The organism is Streptomyces sp. CA-250714 (assembly GCF_050936705.1).
In the GTDB taxonomy this organism is placed as follows: domain Bacteria; phylum Actinomycetota; class Actinomycetes; order Streptomycetales; family Streptomycetaceae; genus Streptomyces.
This window is the reverse complement of the sequence record NZ_JBNJMI010000001.1, coordinates 3,274,095-3,292,871: the sequence shown is the minus strand read 5'-3', so window position 1 is coordinate 3,292,871 and position 18,777 is coordinate 3,274,095. Positions and strand designations below refer to the sequence as shown.

Genomic DNA, 18,777 nt, shown 5'->3' with positions numbered 1-18,777 from the left:
TACACCGCTGAATCGGCCTCGATCGGCTCTTGATCCGGGCTCGGCGGATTAATCCCGTCGTGCGACGGGGAGACTCCCCGATTCGTCTATTCGGGAGCGGTGTCGTAGACTGGCTCGTCGGCCCAGGTGTACCCCTATGCCTTGGGCCTCCCAGGTAGCCGATCCCGGAAGGTGAAGCGCTCAAGCATGGCCAAAAAACAAGGGGCCATCGAGATCGAGGGCACCGTCGTCGAGTCTCTCCCGAACGCGATGTTCAAGGTTGAGCTCCAGAACGGGCACCAGGTCCTCGCGCACATCAGCGGCAAGATGCGGATGCACTACATCCGTATCCTTCCCGACGACCGGGTTGTGGTGGAGCTCTCTCCCTACGACCTGACGCGCGGACGGATCGTCTACCGCTACAAGTAGATCGACAGATCGTGCCGGCTTCCCGCTCCCGTGGGGAGATGGCCAGACCCGGAGAACCTCACACCATGAAGGTCAAGCCGAGCGTCAAGAAGATCTGCGACAAGTGCAAGGTGATCCGCCGCCACGGCCGGGTCATGGTCATTTGCGAGAACCTGCGCCACAAGCAGCGCCAGGGCTGACTTAACGACCTGCCTTTCGCAGTTCCTTCGCGCGACGCGAGCAACAGTTGCATAAGCAGGGCCCGACACCGGTGACGGTGTCGACACCCCCGGTCGGAGGCCGGGGACCCTCCCCTTCCGGGGACGGGAGCGGCACTGCTTCAGACCTCCGACGGAATACATCAGGAGCCACATCCATGGCACGCCTCGCTGGCGTCGACCTCCCGCGCGAGAAGCGCGTCGAGGTCGCCCTCACCTACGTCTTCGGCATCGGCCGCACCCTTGCCCAGCAGACCCTGCGCGAGACCGGGGTCAACCCGGATACCCGCGTCCGGGACCTGGGCGAGGAAGAGCTGGTCAAGCTCCGCGAGTACGTGGACAACAACCTTCGGGTCGAGGGTGACCTCCGCCGTGAGATCCAGGCCGACATCCGCCGCAAGGTGGAGATCGGCTGCTACGAGGGTCTGCGCCACCGGCGCGGTCTCCCGGTCCACGGTCAGCGCACCAAGACCAACGCCCGCACCCGTAAGGGCCCGCGTCGCGCCATCGCCGGCAAGAAGAAGCCGGGCAAGAAGTAGTCCGCACCGGACACGCTGCAAGCGGTCCGCGTAGTAGGACCGACCACCTCACGGGAGTTATCTCTATATGCCTCCGAAGGGCCGTACGGCCGGCGCCAAGAAGGTGCGCCGCAAGGAGAAGAAGAACGTCGCCCACGGGCACGCTCACATCAAGAGCACGTTCAACAACACCATCGTTTCGATCACCGACCCCACCGGCAATGTGATCTCCTGGGCCTCCGCCGGCCACGTCGGCTTCAAGGGCTCGCGGAAGTCGACGCCGTTCGCCGCGCAGATGGCCGCCGAGAACGCGGCGCGCCGCGCGCAGGAGCACGGCATGCGGAAGGTGGACGTCTTCGTCAAGGGTCCCGGCTCCGGCCGTGAGACCGCGATCCGTTCCCTCCAGGCCACCGGCCTCGAGGTCGGTTCCATCCAGGACGTCACCCCCACCCCGCACAACGGCTGCCGCCCGCCGAAGCGTCGCCGGGTCTGAGAACTGAAGTAGGAGATCACCACACATGGCGCGTTACACCGGGGCCGACTGCAAGCGTTGCCGTCGGGAGAAGCAGAAGCTCTTCCTCAAGGGAGCTAAGTGCGAGAGCGCGAAGTGCCCGATCGAGATCCGTCCTTACCCCCCGGGTGAGCACGGGCGCGGGCGCACCAAGGACTCCGAGTACCTGCTGCAGAAGCGCGAGAAGCAGAAGGCCGCCCGTATCTACGGCGTCCTGGAGAAGCAGTTCCGCGGGTACTTCAACGAGGCCAACCGTCAGCAGGGCAAGACGGGTGAGAACCTGCTGCGGATTCTGGAGACCCGTCTGGACAACGTCGTGTACCGGGCCGGCTTCGCCAAGTCCCGTGACCACGCACGTCAGCTGGTCAAGCACGGCCACATCGCGCTGAACGGTGTCAAGACCGACATTCCTTCGGCGCGGGTGTCCGTGAACGACATCATCGAGGTCCGCGAGTCCTCCCGTAACATGACGCCCTTCCAGGTGGCTGCTGCGGAGGCCGGCGAGAAGACCGTTCCGGCGTGGCTGGAGGCCATCCCGTCGAAGCTGCGGATCCTCGTCCACTCGATGCCCGAGCGCCAGGTGATCGACACCCAGGTGCAGGAGCAGCTGATTGTGGAGCTGTACTCGAAGTAATCGAGACGGCTGCTCGTAGAGGGGTGCGGGGCGGTTTCGGCTGTGATATGGCCGGGCCGCCCGTACCCTTGCAGTACCGGCATCAAATAGCGGTTGCCGAAGACTGGAGGAACACATCTCATGCTGATCGCTCAGCGCCCTTCCCTGACCGAAGAGGTCGTCGACGAGTTCCGCTCCCGGTTCGTGATCGAACCGCTGGAGCCGGGGTTCGGCTACACCCTCGGTAACTCCCTGCGTCGTACGCTCCTCTCCTCGATCCCCGGCGCTGCTGTGACCAGCATCCGGATCGACGGTGTCCTGCACGAGTTCTCGACCGTGCCGGGCGTCAAGGAGGACGTCACCGACCTGATCCTCAACATCAAGTCCCTCGTCGTCTCCTCGGAGCACGACGAGCCGGTCGTGATGTACCTGCGCAAGCAGGGCCCGGGCCTGGTCACCGCCGCGGACATCGCGCCGCCTGCCGGTGTCGAGGTGCACAACCCGGACCTGGTCCTCGCCACCCTGAACGGCAAGGGCAAGCTGGAGATGGAGCTGACCGTCGAGCGCGGTCGCGGTTACGTCTCCGCCGTGCAGAACAAGCAGGTGGGCCAGGAGATCGGCCGGATCCCGGTCGACTCCATCTACTCGCCGGTGCTCAAGGTCACGTACAAGGTCGAGGCGACCCGTGTCGAGCAGCGCACCGACTTCGACAAGCTGATCGTCGACGTCGAGACCAAGCAGGCCATGCGGCCCCGTGACGCCATGGCGTCCGCGGGCAAGACGCTGGTCGAGCTGTTCGGTCTGGCGCGCGAGCTCAACGTCGACGCCGAGGGCATCGACATGGGCCCGTCGCCGACGGACGCCGCGCTCGCGGCCGACCTGGCGCTGCCGATCGAGGAGCTGGAGCTGACGGTCCGCTCCTACAACTGCCTCAAGCGCGAGGGCATCCACTCGGTGGGCGAGCTGGTGGCCCGCTCCGAGGCGGACCTGCTGGACATCCGCAACTTCGGTGCGAAGTCCATCGACGAGGTCAAGGCGAAGCTCGCCGGTATGGGTCTGGCCCTCAAGGACAGCCCGCCCGGATTCGACCCGACCGCCGCGGCCGACGCGTTCGGCGCGGAGGACGACGCGGACGCCGGGTTCGTCGAGACCGAGCAGTACTGAGTACGTACTGATCGACGGGGGCTCCGCCCGGGGCCCCCGTAAACCCCCGGTACCTGATACGGCCGGGACTGCCGCCGGTGCCTGATACGGCCGGTGCAGTGACAACGAAGGAGAGACACCATGCCGAAGCCCACCAAGGGTCCCCGTCTGGGCGGCAGCGCCGCGCACCAGAAGGCGATGCTGGGCAACCTGGCGACCGCGCTGTTCGAGCACGGCCGCATCACGACGACCGAGGCGAAGGCCCGCCGCCTGCGTCCGGTCGCCGAGCGTCTGATCACCAAGGCGAAGAAGGGCGACCTTCACAACCGCCGCCAGGTCATGCGCACGATCCTGGACAAGAGCGTCGTCCACACGCTCTTCACCGAGATCGGCCCGCGGTACGAGAACCGCCCCGGTGGTTACACCCGCATCACCAAGATCGGCCCGCGTCGTGGCGACAACGCCCCGATGGCGGTCATCGAGCTGGTGGAGCCGCTGACGGTGCAGCAGGCCGCGGTCGGCGAGGCCGAGGCCGCGACCAAGCGTTCCGCGAAGGACGCCGCTGGTGACGAGGCTGCCGCCGAGCTGAAGAAGGAGTCGGCCGAGGGCGCCGAGGGCGAGTCCAAGGAAGCCTGACGCCTGACGTCGGATGACATGTGAGCGGGTCCGTTCCCTGCGGGGGGCGGGCCCGTTCCGTTCGAGTGGAGGATGTCGCCGTGGTGCGGATTCGGCTGGACCTGGCCTATGACGGGCGGGAGTTTTCCGGGTGGGCGCGGCAGCGCGGGCAGCGCACGGTCCAGGGTGAGATCGAGGACGCGCTCCGCGTCGTACTGCGGCAGAGCGAGACGCCGGAGCTGACCGTCGCGGGGCGTACCGACGCGGGGGTGCACGCGCGGGGGCAGGTCGCCCATGTGGACCTGCCGGAGGAGGTGTGGGCCGAGCACCGGGAGCAGCTGCTGCGCCGGCTCGCGGGGCGGCTGCCGATGGACGTACGGGTGTGGCGGCTCAGCGAGGCGCCCCCGTACTTCGACGCACGCTTCTCGGCGGTCTGGCGGCGCTACGCGTACCGCGTCACCGACCACCCCGGCGGCGCCGACCCGCTGCTGCGCGGCCATGTGCTGTGGCACAACTGGCCGCTGGACGTCGACGCCATGAACGAGGCGGCGCGAGGGCTGCTGGGCGAGCACGATTTCGCCGCGTACTGCAAGAAGCGCGAGGGAGCGACGACGATCCGTACGCTCCAGCGGCTGGAGTGGGTGCGCCGCCCGGACGGCGTACTGGAGGCGACCGTGCAGGCGGACGCGTTCTGCCACAACATGGTCCGCTCCCTGGTGGGCGCCATGCTCTTCGTCGGCGACGGCCACCGCCCGCCGGAGTGGCCCGCGAAGGTGCTGGCCGCGGGCGTACGGGACTCCGCCGTCCACGTCGTACGCCCCCACGGTCTCACCCTGGAGGAGGTCGCCTACCCGGCGGACCACGAGTTGGAGGCCCGAAACCTGGCCTCCCGCAACAAGCGCACGCTGCCGACGCTGCCGGGCAGCGATACGGGTTCCGGCTGCTGCTGAACGAGTACGGGGCCGCGCGCCCTACTTCGCGGCGGCTTCCGACTGGTCCTTGCCGCGCTTGAGGACTCGGGCGTAGGCGTAGTTGGAGCCGTCCAGGGCTGCCTGCTGGGCCTTCTTGTCGCTCGCGCCCGACGCCTGTCCGTTGGTGCGGCCGGCGATGGTGAAGTAGGCGTAGCGGCCGAGGGAGTTGGCCGTGGTGCGGCAGGTGACGGTGCGGCAGAAGTCGGGGACGCCGCCGCCGGGGAGGGCGACCAGGTTGGGCTGGTACTCCTGCTTGACCTTCTCCGCGGTCTTGGCGTCCTTGAAGGCCGCGATGCCGACGGTGACGGCGAGGCCGTTGTTGATGTAGGTGGCGCGGTAGAGGGCGGTGCACTTGTGACGGGTCAGCACCGGGCCCAGGCCCGCGTGGGCGGCCTCGGCGCAGTTCTTGCTGGTGTCGGTCTTGGCCAGCTTGTAGGGGTGGCCGTTGATGGTGACGCGCTTGGTGGGGTAGAGCGTCTGCGCGCTGAGCGGCGCCTTGTCCCGTTTGACGTCCGAGATGAAGTCACGGGGCGGCGGCGGGGGTGGCGGCTCGTTCTTGAAGGTGGGCTTCGGCTGGTCGCCCGTGGGGGACACGTCCTTGGCCGGGGGCAGGGAGTCGGAGGGCTTGTCGGAGGCGCCCTGCGAGCCGTCCTCGTTGACGACGGCCACAGCGACGATGCCCGCGATGGCGGCGGTTGCCAGCGCTCCGCCGCCCGCCATCAGCCAGCGGCGGCGCCGGGCACGGGTGCGTTCGGCCTGCTCCGCGAGTGCTGCCCAGTCGGGTCCGGAGCCCCCGGGGCCGCCGGGGTTCCAGCCCCCGGAGTTCCCACCGGAGTTCCAGTCGGGTCCGCCTTGGGAACCCCACCCGGGTCCCCCTTGCCCAAAGCTCATGAGCGCATCTTATTGCGCGCGATATTCGCTTGGCTCAGGCGTCGTCAGAACGTGACGATTGCGGGATGGGACATGTCGAAGTCGCGCATCTGGAGTTCTATCTGCCCGACGGGAGAGCGCTCTTCGATGATGCGTCGCTGCGGGTCGGCGAGGGCGCCTCGGTGGCGCTGGTGGGGGCGAACGGCGCCGGAAAGACGACGCTGCTGCGGCTGATCGCGGGGGAGTTGAAACCGGACGGCGGGACGGTGACGGTCAGCGGCGGTCTGGGCGTGATGCCGCAGTTCGTGGGGAGCGTACGGGACGAGAGCACGGTGCGGGACCTGCTGGTCTCGGTCGCTCACCCGCGCATCCGGGCGGCGGCGCGGGCCGTGGACGACGCGGAGTACGCCGTCATGACCGTCGACGATGAGGCGGCGCAGATGCAGTACGCGCAGGCACTCGCCGACTGGGCGGAGGCGCGCGGGTACGAGGCGGAGACGCTGTGGGACATGTGTACGGTCGCGGCGCTGGGCGTCCCGTACGAGAAGGCCCAGTGGCGGCAGGTGCGCACCCTCTCCGGGGGCGAGCAGAAGCGGCTCGTGCTGGAGTCGCTGTTGCGCGGCACGGACGAGGTGCTGCTGCTGGACGAGCCGGACAACTATCTGGACGTCCCCGGCAAGCGGTGGCTGGAGGAGCGGCTGCGCGAGACGAACAAGACGGTGCTGTTCATCTCCCACGACCGTGAGCTGCTGGCCCGCGCGGCGGACCGGATCGTGAGCGTGGAGCCGGGGGCCGCGGGCAGCGACGTATGGGTGCACGGGGGCGGCTTCGCGACGTACCACGAGGCGCGCAAGGAGCGGTTCGCGCGGTTCGAGGAACTGCGGCGGCGCTGGGACGAGGAGCACGCGAAGCTCAAGCGGCTGGTCGCCATGTACAAGCAGAAGGCGGCCTTCAACTCCGACATGGCCTCCCGGTTGCAGGCGGCCCGCACCCGGTTGCAGAAGTTCGAGGAGGCGGGCCCGCCGCTGGAGCCGCCGCGCGAGCAGGACATCCGGATGCGGCTGCGCGGCGGCCGTACGGGGGTCCGGGCGATCACCTGCGAGGGGTTGGAGCTGACGGGGCTGATGCGCCCCTTCGACCTGGAGGTCTTCTACGGGGAGCGGGTCGCGGTGCTGGGCTCGAACGGCTCGGGCAAGTCGCACTTCCTGCGGCTGCTGGCCGGCGGTGAGGTCGCCCATACGGGTCGCTGGAAGCTGGGGGCCCGCGTGGTGCCCGGCCACTTCGCCCAGACCCATTCCCACCCCGAGCTGGAGGGCCGCTCCCTGCTGGACATCCTCTGGAAGGAGCACGCCCACGACCGCGGCGCCGCGATGTCCGCCCTGCGGCGCTATGAGCTGACCCGGCAGGCGCAGCTCCCCTTCGACCGGCTGTCCGGCGGCCAGCAGGCCCGCTTCCAGATTCTGCTGCTGGAGCTGGCGGGGGCGACGGCGTTGTTGCTGGACGAGCCGACGGACAACTTGGATCTGGAGTCCGCGGAGGCGTTGCAGGAGGGGCTGGAAGCGTACGAGGGGACGGTGCTGGCGGTGACGCATGACCGCTGGTTTGCGCGTGCGTTTGATCGTTTCGTGGTGTTCGGCGCTGATGGGCGGGTGCGGGAGGTCGCGGAGCCGGTGTGGGACGAGGGGCGGGTGGCGCGGGTCCGGTAGGGGGTTGACCAGGGGCCGTTTTGACCCGGGGTGAGCGCCCCAGTATCCTGCTGGTTCGTTGTGTGTATTGGCTTGCCTGTTCTCACGTGGGGGGCTATACACCGGCCTACCGGTCGATGACCAGCGATCAGCATGCGGATGCGTCACCGCATGCGATCTTGCCTGTCGTGATCTGCCTGGTTGGCCCTGTCAGGACCCAATCACTGAAGAAGCGAAGGCTACGACCGTGCGTACGTACAGCCCCAAGCCTGGCGACATTCAGCGCCAGTGGCACGTCATCGACGCCCAGGACGTCGTCCTCGGCCGTCTGGCCTCTCAGGCCGCCACCCTCCTGCGGGGTAAGCACAAGCCCGTGTACGCGCCCCACGTCGACACCGGTGACTTCGTCATCATCATCAACGCCGACAAGGTGCACCTCTCGGGCAACAAGCGGACCCAGAAGATGGCGTACCGCCACTCCGGCTACCCGGGTGGTCTGCGTTCCGTCCGCTACGACGAGCTGCTGGAGAAGAACCCGGAGAAGGCCGTGGAGAAGGCCGTCAAGGGCATGCTTCCCAAGAACTCCCTGGGCCGTCAGATGCTCTCGAAGCTGAAGGTCTACGCGGGCGACCAGCACCCTCACGGTGCTCAGCAGCCCGTGCCGTTCGAGATCAGCCAGGTCGCGCAGTAAGTCCGGCCACCCCCTACGACTGAAGAGAAGCTGAGGAGAATCGTGGCCGAGACCACCGCTGAGACCCCCGTCGAGGGTGTCGAGGAGTACACGACCGAGACCCCCGAGGCGCCGGAGGAGTACACCTCCGAGTCCCTCGCCTCCCGTTTCGGCGACCCGCAGCCGGCCGCCGGCACCGGTCGCCGCAAGAACGCCATCGCCCGCGTCCGGATCATCCCGGGCTCCGGTCAGTGGAAGATCAACGGTCGCACCCTCGAGGGTTACTTCCCCAACAAGGTGCACCAGCAGGAAGTCAACGAGCCGTTCAAGGTCCTGGAGCTGGACGACCGCTACGACGTGGTCGCCCGTATCTCCGGCGGCGGCATCTCGGGTCAGGCCGGCGCCCTGCGCCTCGGCGTGGCCCGCGCGCTGAACGAGGCGGACGTGGACAACAACCGCGGCCCGCTCAAGAAGGCCGGTTTCCTCACGCGTGACGCCCGTGCGGTCGAGCGCAAGAAGGCCGGTCTGAAGAAGGCCCGTAAGGGCACGCAGTACAGCAAGCGCTGACCTGGCGCTCGCTGGGACTGGAGCCTTTTTGGATGCCCCGTCGGCACCTCACCTCGGTGCCGGCGGGGCATCGGTCGTTCGGGCCCGCCGTGCGGTGCCCGGCCCGACACCCGGTCTTGTGACGGCGGCGTAGTGGCCGTCACGCTGACAACGGGGCGTATACCTGGTGTGCCGGGCTTTCCCAGGCCCGCCCGGTGAATGCCCGGAGAACGCCCCCAGAACTCGGAGGAACGACTGTGGCACGACTCTTCGGTACCGACGGCGTACGCGGTGTCGCCAACGAGGGGCTGACGGCCGAGCTGGCGCTCGGTCTGTCGGTCGCGGCGGCACACGTGCTGACCGAGTCGGGGGCGAGCGCGGAGACGAGCCGTCCCGACGGCTCACGGCCGGTCGCCGTCGTCGGGCGGGACCCGCGGGCCTCGGGTGAGTTCCTGGAGGCCGCCGTCGTGGCCGGGCTGGCCAGCGCCGGGGTCGATGTGCTGCGGGTCGGCGTGCTGCCGACGCCCGCCGTGGCCTATCTGACCGGCTCCCTCGGTGCCGACCTGGGCGTGATGCTGTCGGCCAGCCACAACCCGATGCCCGACAACGGCATCAAGTTCTTCGCACGCGGCGGCCACAAGCTCGCCGACGAGCTGGAGGACCGTATCGAGGCCCTGCACCGCGAGCACGCGGCGGGCGAGCCGTGGGCACGGCCCACCGGGGCCGGGGTCGGCCGGGTCAGGGACTACGACGAGGGCTTCGACAACTACGTCGCCCACCTGGTCGGCGTGCTGCCGAACCGGCTCGACGGGCTGAAGATCGTCATCGACGGGGCGCACGGTGCCGCGGCCCGCGTCTCGCCCGAGGCGTTCGCCCGGGCCGGTGCCGACGTGATCACCATCGGCACCGACCCCGACGGCCTCAACATCAACGACGACTGCGGCTCCACCCACCTCGACGGGCTGCGGGACGCCGTCGTACGGCACGGCGCGGATCTCGGCGTCGCGCACGACGGTGACGCGGACCGCTGCCTGGCGGTCGACGCGGACGGCCACGAGGTCGACGGCGACCAGATCCTCGCCGTTCTCGCGCTCGCCATGAAGGAGGCCGGGCAGCTGCGCAAGGACACCGTTGTCGCGACGGTGATGTCCAACCTCGGCTTCACGCTCGCCATGGAGCGGGCGGGCGTCGGCCTGGTGCAGACCGCGGTCGGCGACCGCTATGTGCTGGAGGAGATGAAGCGCGGCGGGTTCTCGCTCGGCGGCGAGCAGTCCGGGCATGTGATCGTGCTCGACCACGCCACGACGGGTGACGGGACCCTGACCGGGCTGATGCTCGCCGCGCGCGTCGCCGCCACGGGCACACCGCTGGCGGAGCTGGCCGGGGTGATGGAGCGGCTGCCGCAGGTGCTGGTGAACGTGCCGGACGTGGACAAGTCGCGGGTGGACACCGCGCCCGAGCTGGTTTCCGCCGTCGCGGAGGCGGAGCGGGAGCTGGGGGAGACCGGCCGTGTGCTGCTGCGGTCCTCCGGGACCGAGCCGCTGGTGCGGGTGATGGTGGAGGCCGCGGACATCGAGCACGCGCGGGCGGTTGCCGGGCGGCTCGCGGATGTGGTGAAGCGCGCGCTGGGGTGAGGGCGCCGCGGATGGATGGGCGCCGCGCTGGGTGGCGCCGGCGCTGAGTGGGGTGCGCGTGGGCGGGCCGGTGCGGCTACAACTTGCGCAGTGACAGCCGCTGCACCTTGTGGTCGGGGTCCTTGTGCAGCTGGAGGGTGGCGCGGCCCCGCGTGGGGGCTATGTTCTGGCGGAGGTTGGGCTCGTTGATGGTGCGCCAGGTGTTGCGCGCGTAGTCGAGGGCCTCTTCCTCGGAGACCGCCGTGAAGCGGTGGAAGTACGAGCGCGGGTCCTGGAACGCGGTGGCGCGCAGTTTGCGGAACCGCTCCAGGTACCAGCGCTCGATGTCGGCCGTACGGGCATCGACGTAGACGGAGAAGTCGAAGTAGTCGGAGACGGCCAGCCGGGTGCGGCCGTCCTTGCCGGGCAGCGCGGGCTGGAGGACGTTGAGGCCCTCGACGATGAGGACGTCGGGGCGGTGCACGACCAGCCGCTCGCCCGGGACGATGTCGTAGATCAGATGCGAGTAGACCGGAGCCGTCACCTCCGGCTTGCCCGCCTTCACGTCGGCGACGAAGCGGGTGAGCGCGCGGCGGTCGTACGACTCGGGGAAACCCTTGCGGGACATCAGGCCGCGCCGCTCCAGCTCGGCCTTGGGCAGCAGAAATCCGTCCGTCGTCACCCGCTCCACGCGCGGGTGCTCCGGCCATCTGGCGAGCAGGGCCTGGAGCAGCCGGGAGACCGTGGACTTGCCGACGGCGACGCTGCCCGCGACGCCGATCACGAACGGGGTGCCGCGCTGCGGGGTGTGCTTGCCGGGACGGTTCGGGTCCTCCAGGAAGGTGTTGAGCGCCCTGCGCAGCTCGTGCGTGGCTCCGACGTACAGATTGAGCAGCCGGGACAGCGGCAGATAGATGTCCCGCACCTCGTCGAGGTCGATGACGTCGCCGAGCCCGCGCAGCGCCTCCACCTCGGCGGCGGTCAGGGGGAGCGGGGTGCGCTCGCGCAGGGCGCTCCACTCCGAGCGGCCGAGATCGACGTAGGGCTTCGTGGACACGGTGCCATTCTGCGCGGGCCGCGCGGGGCGCTCACCTCCGGGGCGGCTGACCCCCGGTAACCCGGACCGGGCCGGCTTCCGGTGCCCGGGGGCGGGGCTGCGAGTTGGCCGGATGCTGCTCTATGCCGACCGGTCGGACAATCTGCGAACAAAAGGTGTACGTGGTGTGCCGATCGGGGCTATCTTCCGCCCATGTCGTACCCCTTGCGTCGCATACGTCGCCCTCGCATCCGGCGCACTGTCCGCGCCGATCCGCTAACGGGCCCCGCGGGCCACGTCTACAGCGATCTGGCCGACGGGCTACCGGACGAGGATCTGACCGAGGACCTGACGGACGCGCTGGAGCTGTATGTGATGGGCAGCAAGCCGCGCTGCGAGGAGTCGGAGTACCTGGAGCTGATGCAGGAGGCCATAGAGCGGATGGCGCGGGACGAGTAGCCTCCGGCGGTCGCTGCGGTCGCTGCGGTCGCTGCGGTCGCTAAGGTCGCTGCGGTGGCTCGTGGCGCATCGGTGACCTAGGTGATGTACTCGCGGCGTGACCAGGTGGCGAGGTGCGGAGTGAGACAGCGGTGATCATCGGGGTGGGAATCGACGTCGCGGAGATCGACCGCTTCGCCGCCTCCCTGGCGCGTACGCCCAGCATGGCGGACCGGCTCTTCGTCGACCGTGAGCTGTGGCTGCCCAGCGGGGAGCGGCGCGGAGTGGCGTCGCTCGCGGCCCGGTTCGCCGCGAAGGAGGCGCTGGCCAAGGCGCTGGGCGCGCCCGCCGGGCTGCGCTGGACCGACGCCGAGGTGTGCACCGCCGACTCGGGCCGGCCGTATCTGCGGGTGCGCGGCACCGTGGCGGAGCGCGCCGCCGAGCTGGGGGTACGGGGCTGGCATGTCTCCCTCTCGCACGACGCGGGGGTCGCCTCGGCCGTGGTCGTCGCGGAGAGCTGACGCCCTCGAAGCCCCGGGCCCGGGGCGCGGCCGGATGAGGCGGACGCCACACTGGGGGCATGAGGACTGGTTACGGCGTGGAGACCGTGCGTGCCGCGGAGCGGGCGCTGATGGCACGGCTGCCGGAGGGCGCGCTGATGCGGCGGGCCGCGGCCGGGCTGGCGGCGGCATGCGGACAGTTGCTGGGACGGACGTACGGGGCACGCGTGGTGCTGCTCGTCGGCAGCGGCGACAACGGCGGGGACGCGCTCTACACGGGTGCCCGGCTGGCGCGCCGCGGCGCCGGGGTGACCGCGCTGCTGCTGGCGCCCGAACGTGCGCACGAGGGCGGGCTGGCCGCGCTGCGCGCCGCCGGGGGCCGGGTACGGGTGGCGCCGGGAGCCGTGGTGGAGGGCGTCGCCGAGCCGGTCGGTGACCTCATCGCGCGCGCCGACCTGGTGGTGGACGGCATCGTCGGGATCGGCGGCAAGGGCGGACTGCGGCCCGCCGCCGTGGAGTTGGCCGACCTGGTGCGGGAGGCGGAGGTGCCGGTCGTCGCCGTCGACCTGCCCAGCGGGGTGGACGCCGACACGGGCGAGGTGCCGGGGCCCGCCCTTGCCGCCGAGGCGACGGTCACCTTCGGCGCCTACAAGCCGGGGCTGCTGATCGACCCCGCCAGGGAGTACACCGGAGCCGTCCGGCTGATCGACATCGGGCTCGCCCCGCACCTGCCGGAAACCCCCGACGTGGAGGCCCTCCAGCACGCCGACGCGGCCCGGCTGCTGCCGCGGCCGCAGGCGGAGAGCGACAAATACCGGCGCGGGGTCGTCGGGGTCGTCGCGGGCTCCGGGCGCTATCCCGGGGCCGCGGTGCTGGCCGTCTCCGGCGCGCTGCGCAGCGGCGCGGGCGCCGTGCGGTATGTGGGGCCGGGCGGGGAGGCGGTCGTCACCCGCTTTCCGGAGACCCTCGTCTCCGAGGGGCCGCCAGGACACGCCGGGCGGGTGCAGGCGTGGGCCGTCGGCCCGGGCCTGGGCGACGAACCGGCGGCACGGCAGGCCGTCGACGAGGTGCTGGACTCCGAGGTGCCGGTGCTCGTGGACGCGGACGGGCTGCGGCTGATGGACATGGACGCCGTACGTGCCAGGACGGCCCCCACCCTGCTGACCCCGCACGCCGGTGAGGCCGCGGCACTGCTCGGTACGGCACGCGAGGAGGTGGAGGCCGGGCGGCTGGCGGCGGTACGGGAGCTGGCCGCGCGGACGGGGGCCACCGTGCTGCTCAAGGGCTCCACGACGCTGGTCGCCGAGCCGCCCAGGCCCGGCTCCCCGCCCTCCCCCGTACGGGTGAACGCCACCGGGACCGGATGGCTGGCCACGGCGGGCAGCGGCGATGTACTGACCGGCCTGGCGGGCGGTCTGCTGGCGGCGGGCCTGTCCGCACGCGACGCCGCCTCGGCCGCCGCCTATCTGCACGGACTCGCCGGCCGCCTCGCCGCCGACCCGCCCGCGGCGACGGACGTCGCCACGGCGCTGACCACGGCATGGCAGAACGTGATCCGGGGGGAGTGACCCGGGGGCGCGCGCCCTGTCATCCCCGCAGCCGGGCCGGCAGCTGCTCGTACGCCGCCGGCTGGGCCTCTGGGGCGATGCCGGCCAGGTTGAGGTCCCAGTGGCCCGCTACCGCACCGGCCTGCGTTCCTGGAGGGGGGCGAGCAGCGGGCGCAGCGGTTTGCCGAACCAGTGGTCGGCGTAGGGCGAGTCGTTGAACGGTGCGATCTCCTCGTACCCGTGCCGCGCGTACAGCCGCTTGGCCTCCACCAGATCGCGCCGGGTGTCCAGCCGTACGGACGTCGCACCCATGTCGAGCGCGGCGCACTCGGCGGTGCGGATCAGCAGCCCGCCGAGGCCGCCCTTGCGGGCGTGCGGGGCCACCCAGACGCGGCGGATCTCGGCTGTCGTCCCGGTCACCATGAGGACGGCGATACAGCCGGCGACGGCGCCGTCCGCACGCGCGCGGGCCAGCAGGAACGCGCCCTTGGGCGGGACGAGTTCGTCGTCCGGCTCCTCGGCCAGCGCGGCGTCGATCTCCTGCTCGGTCGCGGGGCGCCCGTAGTAGCGGCCGGCGATCTCGCCGATGTACGCGCGGACGGTGGCGACGGCGTCGGGGCTGTCGATGGGCTCGGGCTGAATGGTCCACGTCACGCCAGTCATTGTCCGAACGCCCGCAACCGGTTTTCCGCGGGCGCCCGTTGCCGAGTTCTCCGCAGCGCGCTCGTTGCCGAGTTGTCCGCAGCGCACCCGTCGCCGGGCCGATCCGGGTGGCCTCGCACGCCCGTGGCGTTGTCAGTGGCCGGTGTCACACTCCTGCCATGACCGAGCCGAGCGCCGCGAGCGCCACGCCGACCGCCTTCGCCGCCCAGTGGGCGGACGACAGCCGGGAACCCCTGCCCCTGGTGGGGGGCGAGCGGGAGCTGCTGACCCGCTATCTGGACTGGTACCGCGAGACGCTGCTGCTCAAGTGCACAGGGGTGCCGCCCGAAGCGCTCTCGGAGCGTACGGTCCCGCCGTCCGGTATGAGCCTGCACGGGCTGCTGCGGCATCTGGCGGGGGTGGAGCGCTGGTGGTTCCGCATCCAGTTCGCGGGGGAGGAACTGCCGCTGCTGTACTACTCGGACGAAGACCCCGATCAGGACTTCGACGCACTGGACGGTGACCCCGCCGAGGCGCTGGCCGTATGGCGCGCCGAGTGCGAGCGCTCCCGCGGGATCGTGGCTGCCGCGGAGCTGGACGCGACGGGGACGCACGCCCGCACGGGCCGCCCCGTCTCGCTGCGCCGGGTGCTGATCGACATGATCGCGGAGTACGCCCGGCACTGCGGTCACGCCGATCTGCTGCGCGAGGGGATGGACGGGGCGACGGGCCACTGAGAGCGCGAGGGGCCAATTGAGTGGCCGCATCGGATCCGGCACCTGCGACACTGAACCGGTGAACGACGTGTACCAGCGCCCTGGCGGCGACATCCAGGCCGAGGACTTCGGCAGGGCCCGGGCGACGATCGATCTCGGTGCCCTGCGGAACAACGTACGGACCCTGCGCGGATATGCGCCGCGGGCCGAGCTGATGGCCGTCGTAAAGTCGGACGGATACGGGCACGGGGCGGTGCCGTGCGCCCGCGCTGCCCGGCAGTCGGGGGCCGCCTGGCTGGGCACCGCCACCCCGCGGGAGGCGATAGCGCTGCGGGACGCCGGGGACCGGGGCCGGCTCCTGTGCTGGCTGTGGACGCCGGGCGGGCCCTGGCGGGAGGCGATCGAGCGGGACATCGACGTCTCGGCGAGCGGCACCTGGGCGCTGGACGAGATCGTGACGGCGGCCCGCGCCACCGGGCGTACCGCGCGTGTGCATCTGAAGGCCGACACCGGGCTCGGCCGCAACGGCTGCCAGCCCGCCGACTGGCCGCAGCTGGTGGCCGCCGCGCGGGCCGCGGAGGCGGAAGGCGCGCTGCAGGTCACCGGCATCTGGTCGCACTTCGCCTGTGCCGACGAGCCGGGCCACCCCGCCAACGCCGCGCAGCTCGACGCCTTCCGCGAGGCCGTCGCCGTCGCCGAGCGCGCCGGGCTGGACCCCGAGGTGCGGCACCTGGCGAACTCCCCGGCCACGCTCACCCTGCCCGAGTCCCACTTCGACCTCGTACGGCCCGGCGTCTCCGTCTACGGCCTCTCGCCGTCCCCCGAGGTCGGCACGGCCGACAGCCTCGGGCTGCGCCCGGTGATGACGCTCAGCGCCTCGCTCGCGCTGGTCAAGCGGGTGCCAGGCGGTCACGGAGTCAGCTACGGGCACACCTACACCACCCCCGGGGAGACGACTTTGGGGCTGGTGCCCGTCGGCTACGGCGACGGCCTCCCGCGGCACGCGTCCGGCGCGGGGCCGGTGCTGGTGGCGGGCAAGTGGCGGACGGTGGCGGGCCGGGTGGCGATGGACCAGTTCGTCGTGGACCTCGGCGGAGACCATGCGGCAGCGGGCGACCGTGTCGTCCTGTTCGGCCCCGGCGACCTGGGCGAACCCACCGCCGATGACTGGGCCCGCGCGGCAGGCACCATCTCCTACGAGATCGTCACCCGGATCAGCGGCCGGGTGCCCCGGGTATACGCCGATGAGCAGGCCGACCGGTAGCCGCGATCGGTAGGCGGTACGGGACCGGGCGTACGGGACGAACGGGGGGCGGTCATGAGCGACGACAGCAAGGCCCAGAGGCACACACAACGCGCACAACCGGCACAGCAGTCACCACCCGCACAGCAGGCACCGCAGTCGGCGCAACGTGCGCAGCAGGCGCTGCAGGCCGTCGGCGCCGTACAGACCGCCCGCAGCGCCTGGCGTACGGCAGCGGCAGCCGCCGAGGGTGCGGCGGATTTGTCCTCGCGGGCCGCGCAGCCCTCGCAGGCTGCCGGTGGTGCGGACTGGGCGCGCCGGGCGGGCGTCGCGGGGGCCGCCCTCGGTGTCGTCGCGGCCGGTGTCGCCCTGGAACGGCTCACCGTCCACCGCGCCGTACGCCGTAAGGCCCGGCTGGCGCTGGACGCGGCCGGCCCCTACGGCACGCTGCGCGGGACCTCCGGCCGGGTGCCGGCCGAGGACGGCACGGAGCTGTACTACGAGATCGACGAACCCGCCGACTTCCCGCTTCCGGCCGGATCGACGGAGACCGCGGCATCGGCCGCCGGATCCGGCGACGGCCTGGGCGGCCCCGAAGTGAGCCCCGTACCCCTGCCCGGGGAGCCGTCGGGGGCGGACGCGGACGACGGGGCCGCCGCCGGGTACTGGGCGCGGCTGATGGGGCTGCTGCGCGGCCGGAGCAGGACCGATGAGGCGCCGCTGACCGTGGTGTTCTCCCACGGCTACTGCCTCAGCCAGGACGTCTGGCACTTCCAGCGCGCCGCGCTGCGCGGTGCCGTGCGGTGCGTGTACTGGGACCAGCGCAGCCACGGCCGGTCAGCGCGTGCCCCCGCTGGGGAGCCGGTCTCCATCGATCTGCTGGGCCGCGATCTGAAGGCCGTGCTCGACGCCGCGGCACCCGAGGGGCCCGTGGTGCTGGTGGGGCACTCGATGGGCGGCATGACGGTGATGGCGCTGGCCGAGCAGTATCCGGAGTACGTGGCCGAGCGCGTCGCCGGCGTGGCACTGCTGGGCACCAGCGCGGGCGGCCTCGCGGAGGTGACCTACGGCCTTCCGGCCGCCGGGGTGCGGGCCGTACGGCGGGTGGTGCCCGGGGTGCTGCGCGCGCTGGCCGCGCAGTCCGAGCTGGTCGAGCGCGGGCGCCGGGTGACCGCCGACCTGTTCGCGGGGGTGGTGAAGCGGTACTCGTTCGGCAGCCCCCGCGAGGTGGACCCGGGGGTGGCACGGTTCGCGGAGCGCCTGATCGAGTCGGTGCCGGTGGATGTCGTCGCGGAGTTCTACCCCGCCTTCGCCGAGCACGAGAAGACCACCGCGCTGGCCGCCTTCGACGGGCGGCCCGTGCTGGTGCTGGCCGGTGACCGCGACCTGATGACGCCGAGCGAGCACAGCGAGCAGATCGCGGAGGCGCTGCCGGATGCCGCGTTCGTGATTCTGGAGGCGACCGGGCACCTGGCCATGCTGGAGCGTCCCGAGCCGGTCAACCGACATCTCGCCCGGCTGCTGACGACTACCATCCGGACGCATGGAAGCACCGCACCACCAGCATCCTGCCCCGCCTCCCCAGGCTCCGTCCGGCGACCGTTCCGGCGGTGACGGCGGCCTCCCCGGCGGCCCCGCAGGCGGCACCCGCCACGAGGTCACCGTCACCGTGCACACCGCCGAGGCCATGCGCGAGCTCGGCGTACGGCTCGCCGGGCTGCTGCGCGCCGGGGACCTCGTCCTGCTGACGGGTGAACTCGGCGCAGGAAAGACGACGTTGACCCGCGGCCTGGGCGAGGGGCTCGGCGTGCGCGGCGCCGTGACCTCGCCCACCTTCGTCATCGCCCGCGTACACCCCTCGCTGACCGAAGGACCGCCGCTCGTCCATGTGGACGCCTACCGGCTCGGCGGCGGCCTGGAGGAGATGGAGGACCTCGACCTGGATGTCTCGCTGCCCGAGTCGGTGGTCGTCGTCGAGTGGGGCGAGGGCAAGGTCGAGGAGCTGACGGAGGAGAGGCTGCACGTCGTCATCACCCGCACGCTGGGGGAAGGCGTGGAAGAGGGCGCCGACGACTCGCGGACGGTCACGTTCCTGGGGGTGGGAGCGCGCTGGGCCCGGGCGGATCTCGAAGCCCTCGCCGCCCTCGGCTAGGACGTACGGCGCAGGGCGCCCGGCACGGGCCGTCCCGACATGGTGTCGGCAAGATGTTGCGCGGTCGGTGCGGGCCATGGTCCCATGGGAGGTGAGAGCACGGTTAGGTATGCCTAAGTGCCGCCGTGCCGACGCCCCTGGAG

Annotated in this window: 22 protein-coding genes; 19 read left to right on the top strand and 3 right to left on the bottom strand. The window is 71.3% G+C overall.

All coding sequences use genetic code 11. The features are described 5' to 3' along the window. Window positions 1–186 precede the first annotated feature (186 nt). The 8 genes from infA to truA all read left to right on the top strand — a co-directional run bounded on the left by infA (window position 187) and on the right by truA (window position 4,955). Window positions 187–408, top strand: a complete 222-nt coding sequence (infA, locus tag ACQEU8_RS14525; protein ID WP_003948620.1) for a translation initiation factor IF-1 — start codon at window positions 187–189, stop codon at window positions 406–408. 65 nt (window positions 409–473) lie between these two features. After that, window positions 474–587: a 50S ribosomal protein L36 gene (gene rpmJ / locus ACQEU8_RS14520; protein WP_009740505.1), complete on the top strand. Its 114-nt coding sequence runs from the start codon at window positions 474–476 to the stop codon at window positions 585–587. Window positions 588–763: 176 nt separating this feature from the next. Continuing rightward, window positions 764–1,144, top strand: coding sequence for a 30S ribosomal protein S13 (rpsM, locus tag ACQEU8_RS14515; RefSeq protein ID WP_209239890.1), 381 nt, complete (start codon window positions 764–766; stop codon window positions 1,142–1,144). Between the two features lie 67 nt (window positions 1,145–1,211). Beyond that, the gene (rpsK, locus tag ACQEU8_RS14510) at window positions 1,212–1,616 is read left to right on the top strand and encodes a 30S ribosomal protein S11 (RefSeq protein ID WP_016473404.1); all 405 of its coding nucleotides are present in this window, start codon (window positions 1,212–1,214) and stop codon (window positions 1,614–1,616) included. 25 nt (window positions 1,617–1,641) lie between these two features. Beyond that, window positions 1,642–2,268 (top strand): 30S ribosomal protein S4, encoded by a 627-nt coding sequence (gene rpsD, locus ACQEU8_RS14505; RefSeq protein WP_433100606.1) that lies wholly within the window; start codon window positions 1,642–1,644, stop codon window positions 2,266–2,268. Between the two features lie 120 nt (window positions 2,269–2,388). Next, complete coding sequence (locus ACQEU8_RS14500) at window positions 2,389–3,411, top strand: DNA-directed RNA polymerase subunit alpha (protein ID WP_030883950.1); 1,023 nt, start codon at window positions 2,389–2,391, stop codon at window positions 3,409–3,411. A gap of 120 nt (window positions 3,412–3,531) precedes the next feature. Then, a complete protein-coding gene (gene rplQ, locus ACQEU8_RS14495; protein WP_433100603.1) occupies window positions 3,532–4,026 on the top strand; it encodes a 50S ribosomal protein L17 in 495 nt (164 codons plus the stop codon). Between the two features lie 80 nt (window positions 4,027–4,106). Continuing rightward, window positions 4,107–4,955 carry a tRNA pseudouridine(38-40) synthase TruA gene (truA, locus tag ACQEU8_RS14490; RefSeq protein WP_433100601.1) on the top strand — a complete coding sequence of 283 codons (849 nt, stop codon included), beginning with the start codon at window positions 4,107–4,109 and terminating at the stop codon, window positions 4,953–4,955. A gap of 21 nt (window positions 4,956–4,976) precedes the next feature. Here truA and ACQEU8_RS14485 read toward each other — a convergent pair whose 3' ends face one another. Beyond that, complete coding sequence (locus tag ACQEU8_RS14485) at window positions 4,977–5,867, bottom strand: hypothetical protein (protein WP_433100599.1); 891 nt, start codon at window positions 5,865–5,867, stop codon at window positions 4,977–4,979. A 65-nt stretch (window positions 5,868–5,932) separates the two neighbouring features. Here ACQEU8_RS14485 and ACQEU8_RS14480 point away from each other — a divergent pair, with 65 nt between their 5' ends. The 4 genes from ACQEU8_RS14480 to glmM all read left to right on the top strand — a co-directional run bounded on the left by ACQEU8_RS14480 (window position 5,933) and on the right by glmM (window position 10,381). After that, window positions 5,933–7,552 carry an ABC-F family ATP-binding cassette domain-containing protein gene (locus tag ACQEU8_RS14480; protein WP_433100597.1) on the top strand — a complete coding sequence of 540 codons (1,620 nt, stop codon included), beginning with the start codon at window positions 5,933–5,935 and terminating at the stop codon, window positions 7,550–7,552. A gap of 226 nt (window positions 7,553–7,778) precedes the next feature. Continuing rightward, on the top strand, window positions 7,779–8,222 hold the full coding sequence (gene rplM, locus ACQEU8_RS14475) for a 50S ribosomal protein L13 (RefSeq protein WP_433100595.1): 444 nt from the start codon (window positions 7,779–7,781) through the stop codon (window positions 8,220–8,222). A gap of 42 nt (window positions 8,223–8,264) precedes the next feature. Next, window positions 8,265–8,768, top strand: a complete 504-nt coding sequence (gene rpsI, locus ACQEU8_RS14470; RefSeq protein WP_099883495.1) for a 30S ribosomal protein S9 — start codon at window positions 8,265–8,267, stop codon at window positions 8,766–8,768. A gap of 236 nt (window positions 8,769–9,004) precedes the next feature. Further along, on the top strand, window positions 9,005–10,381 hold the full coding sequence (gene glmM / locus ACQEU8_RS14465) for a phosphoglucosamine mutase (protein ID WP_433100592.1): 1,377 nt from the start codon (window positions 9,005–9,007) through the stop codon (window positions 10,379–10,381). Window positions 10,382–10,457: 76 nt separating this feature from the next. Here the strand turns inward: glmM and coaA are convergent, their stop codons facing one another. Continuing rightward, window positions 10,458–11,417, bottom strand: a complete 960-nt coding sequence (gene coaA, locus ACQEU8_RS14460; protein WP_433100590.1) for a type I pantothenate kinase — start codon at window positions 11,415–11,417, stop codon at window positions 10,458–10,460. A 192-nt stretch (window positions 11,418–11,609) separates the two neighbouring features. Here coaA and ACQEU8_RS14455 point away from each other — a divergent pair, with 192 nt between their 5' ends. The 3 genes from ACQEU8_RS14455 to ACQEU8_RS14445 all read left to right on the top strand — a co-directional run bounded on the left by ACQEU8_RS14455 (window position 11,610) and on the right by ACQEU8_RS14445 (window position 13,902). Continuing rightward, on the top strand, window positions 11,610–11,855 hold the full coding sequence (locus ACQEU8_RS14455; protein WP_433100588.1) for a hypothetical protein: 246 nt from the start codon (window positions 11,610–11,612) through the stop codon (window positions 11,853–11,855). 131 nt (window positions 11,856–11,986) lie between these two features. After that, window positions 11,987–12,355: a holo-ACP synthase gene (locus tag ACQEU8_RS14450; RefSeq protein ID WP_433102390.1), complete on the top strand. Its 369-nt coding sequence runs from the start codon at window positions 11,987–11,989 to the stop codon at window positions 12,353–12,355. A 59-nt stretch (window positions 12,356–12,414) separates the two neighbouring features. Beyond that, window positions 12,415–13,902 (top strand): NAD(P)H-hydrate dehydratase, encoded by a 1,488-nt coding sequence (locus ACQEU8_RS14445; RefSeq protein WP_433100586.1) that lies wholly within the window; start codon window positions 12,415–12,417, stop codon window positions 13,900–13,902. A 108-nt stretch (window positions 13,903–14,010) separates the two neighbouring features. On the opposite strand, the gene ACQEU8_RS14440 is transcribed toward ACQEU8_RS14445, so the two are convergent. After that, entirely contained in the window at window positions 14,011–14,544 is a 534-nt protein-coding gene (locus ACQEU8_RS14440; protein WP_433100584.1) for a GNAT family N-acetyltransferase, read from the bottom strand. Window positions 14,545–14,702: 158 nt separating this feature from the next. Here ACQEU8_RS14440 and ACQEU8_RS14435 point away from each other — a divergent pair, with 158 nt between their 5' ends. Genes ACQEU8_RS14435 through tsaE form a run of 4 tightly spaced genes read left to right on the top strand, consistent with a single transcriptional unit; the run spans window position 14,703 to window position 18,634 of the window. Then, window positions 14,703–15,260: a DinB family protein gene (locus ACQEU8_RS14435; RefSeq protein ID WP_433100582.1), complete on the top strand. Its 558-nt coding sequence runs from the start codon at window positions 14,703–14,705 to the stop codon at window positions 15,258–15,260. Window positions 15,261–15,318: 58 nt separating this feature from the next. Then, window positions 15,319–16,503: an alanine racemase gene (alr, locus tag ACQEU8_RS14430; protein ID WP_433100580.1), complete on the top strand. Its 1,185-nt coding sequence runs from the start codon at window positions 15,319–15,321 to the stop codon at window positions 16,501–16,503. A gap of 54 nt (window positions 16,504–16,557) precedes the next feature. After that, a complete protein-coding gene (locus ACQEU8_RS14425) occupies window positions 16,558–18,096 on the top strand; it encodes an alpha/beta fold hydrolase (protein ID WP_433100578.1) in 1,539 nt (512 codons plus the stop codon). Next, window positions 18,026–18,634: a tRNA (adenosine(37)-N6)-threonylcarbamoyltransferase complex ATPase subunit type 1 TsaE gene (tsaE, locus tag ACQEU8_RS14420; RefSeq protein WP_433100576.1), complete on the top strand. Its 609-nt coding sequence runs from the start codon at window positions 18,026–18,028 to the stop codon at window positions 18,632–18,634. Before ACQEU8_RS14425 ends, tsaE begins: the two co-directional genes overlap by 71 nt. The last annotated feature ends 143 nt before the right edge of the window (window positions 18,635–18,777 follow it).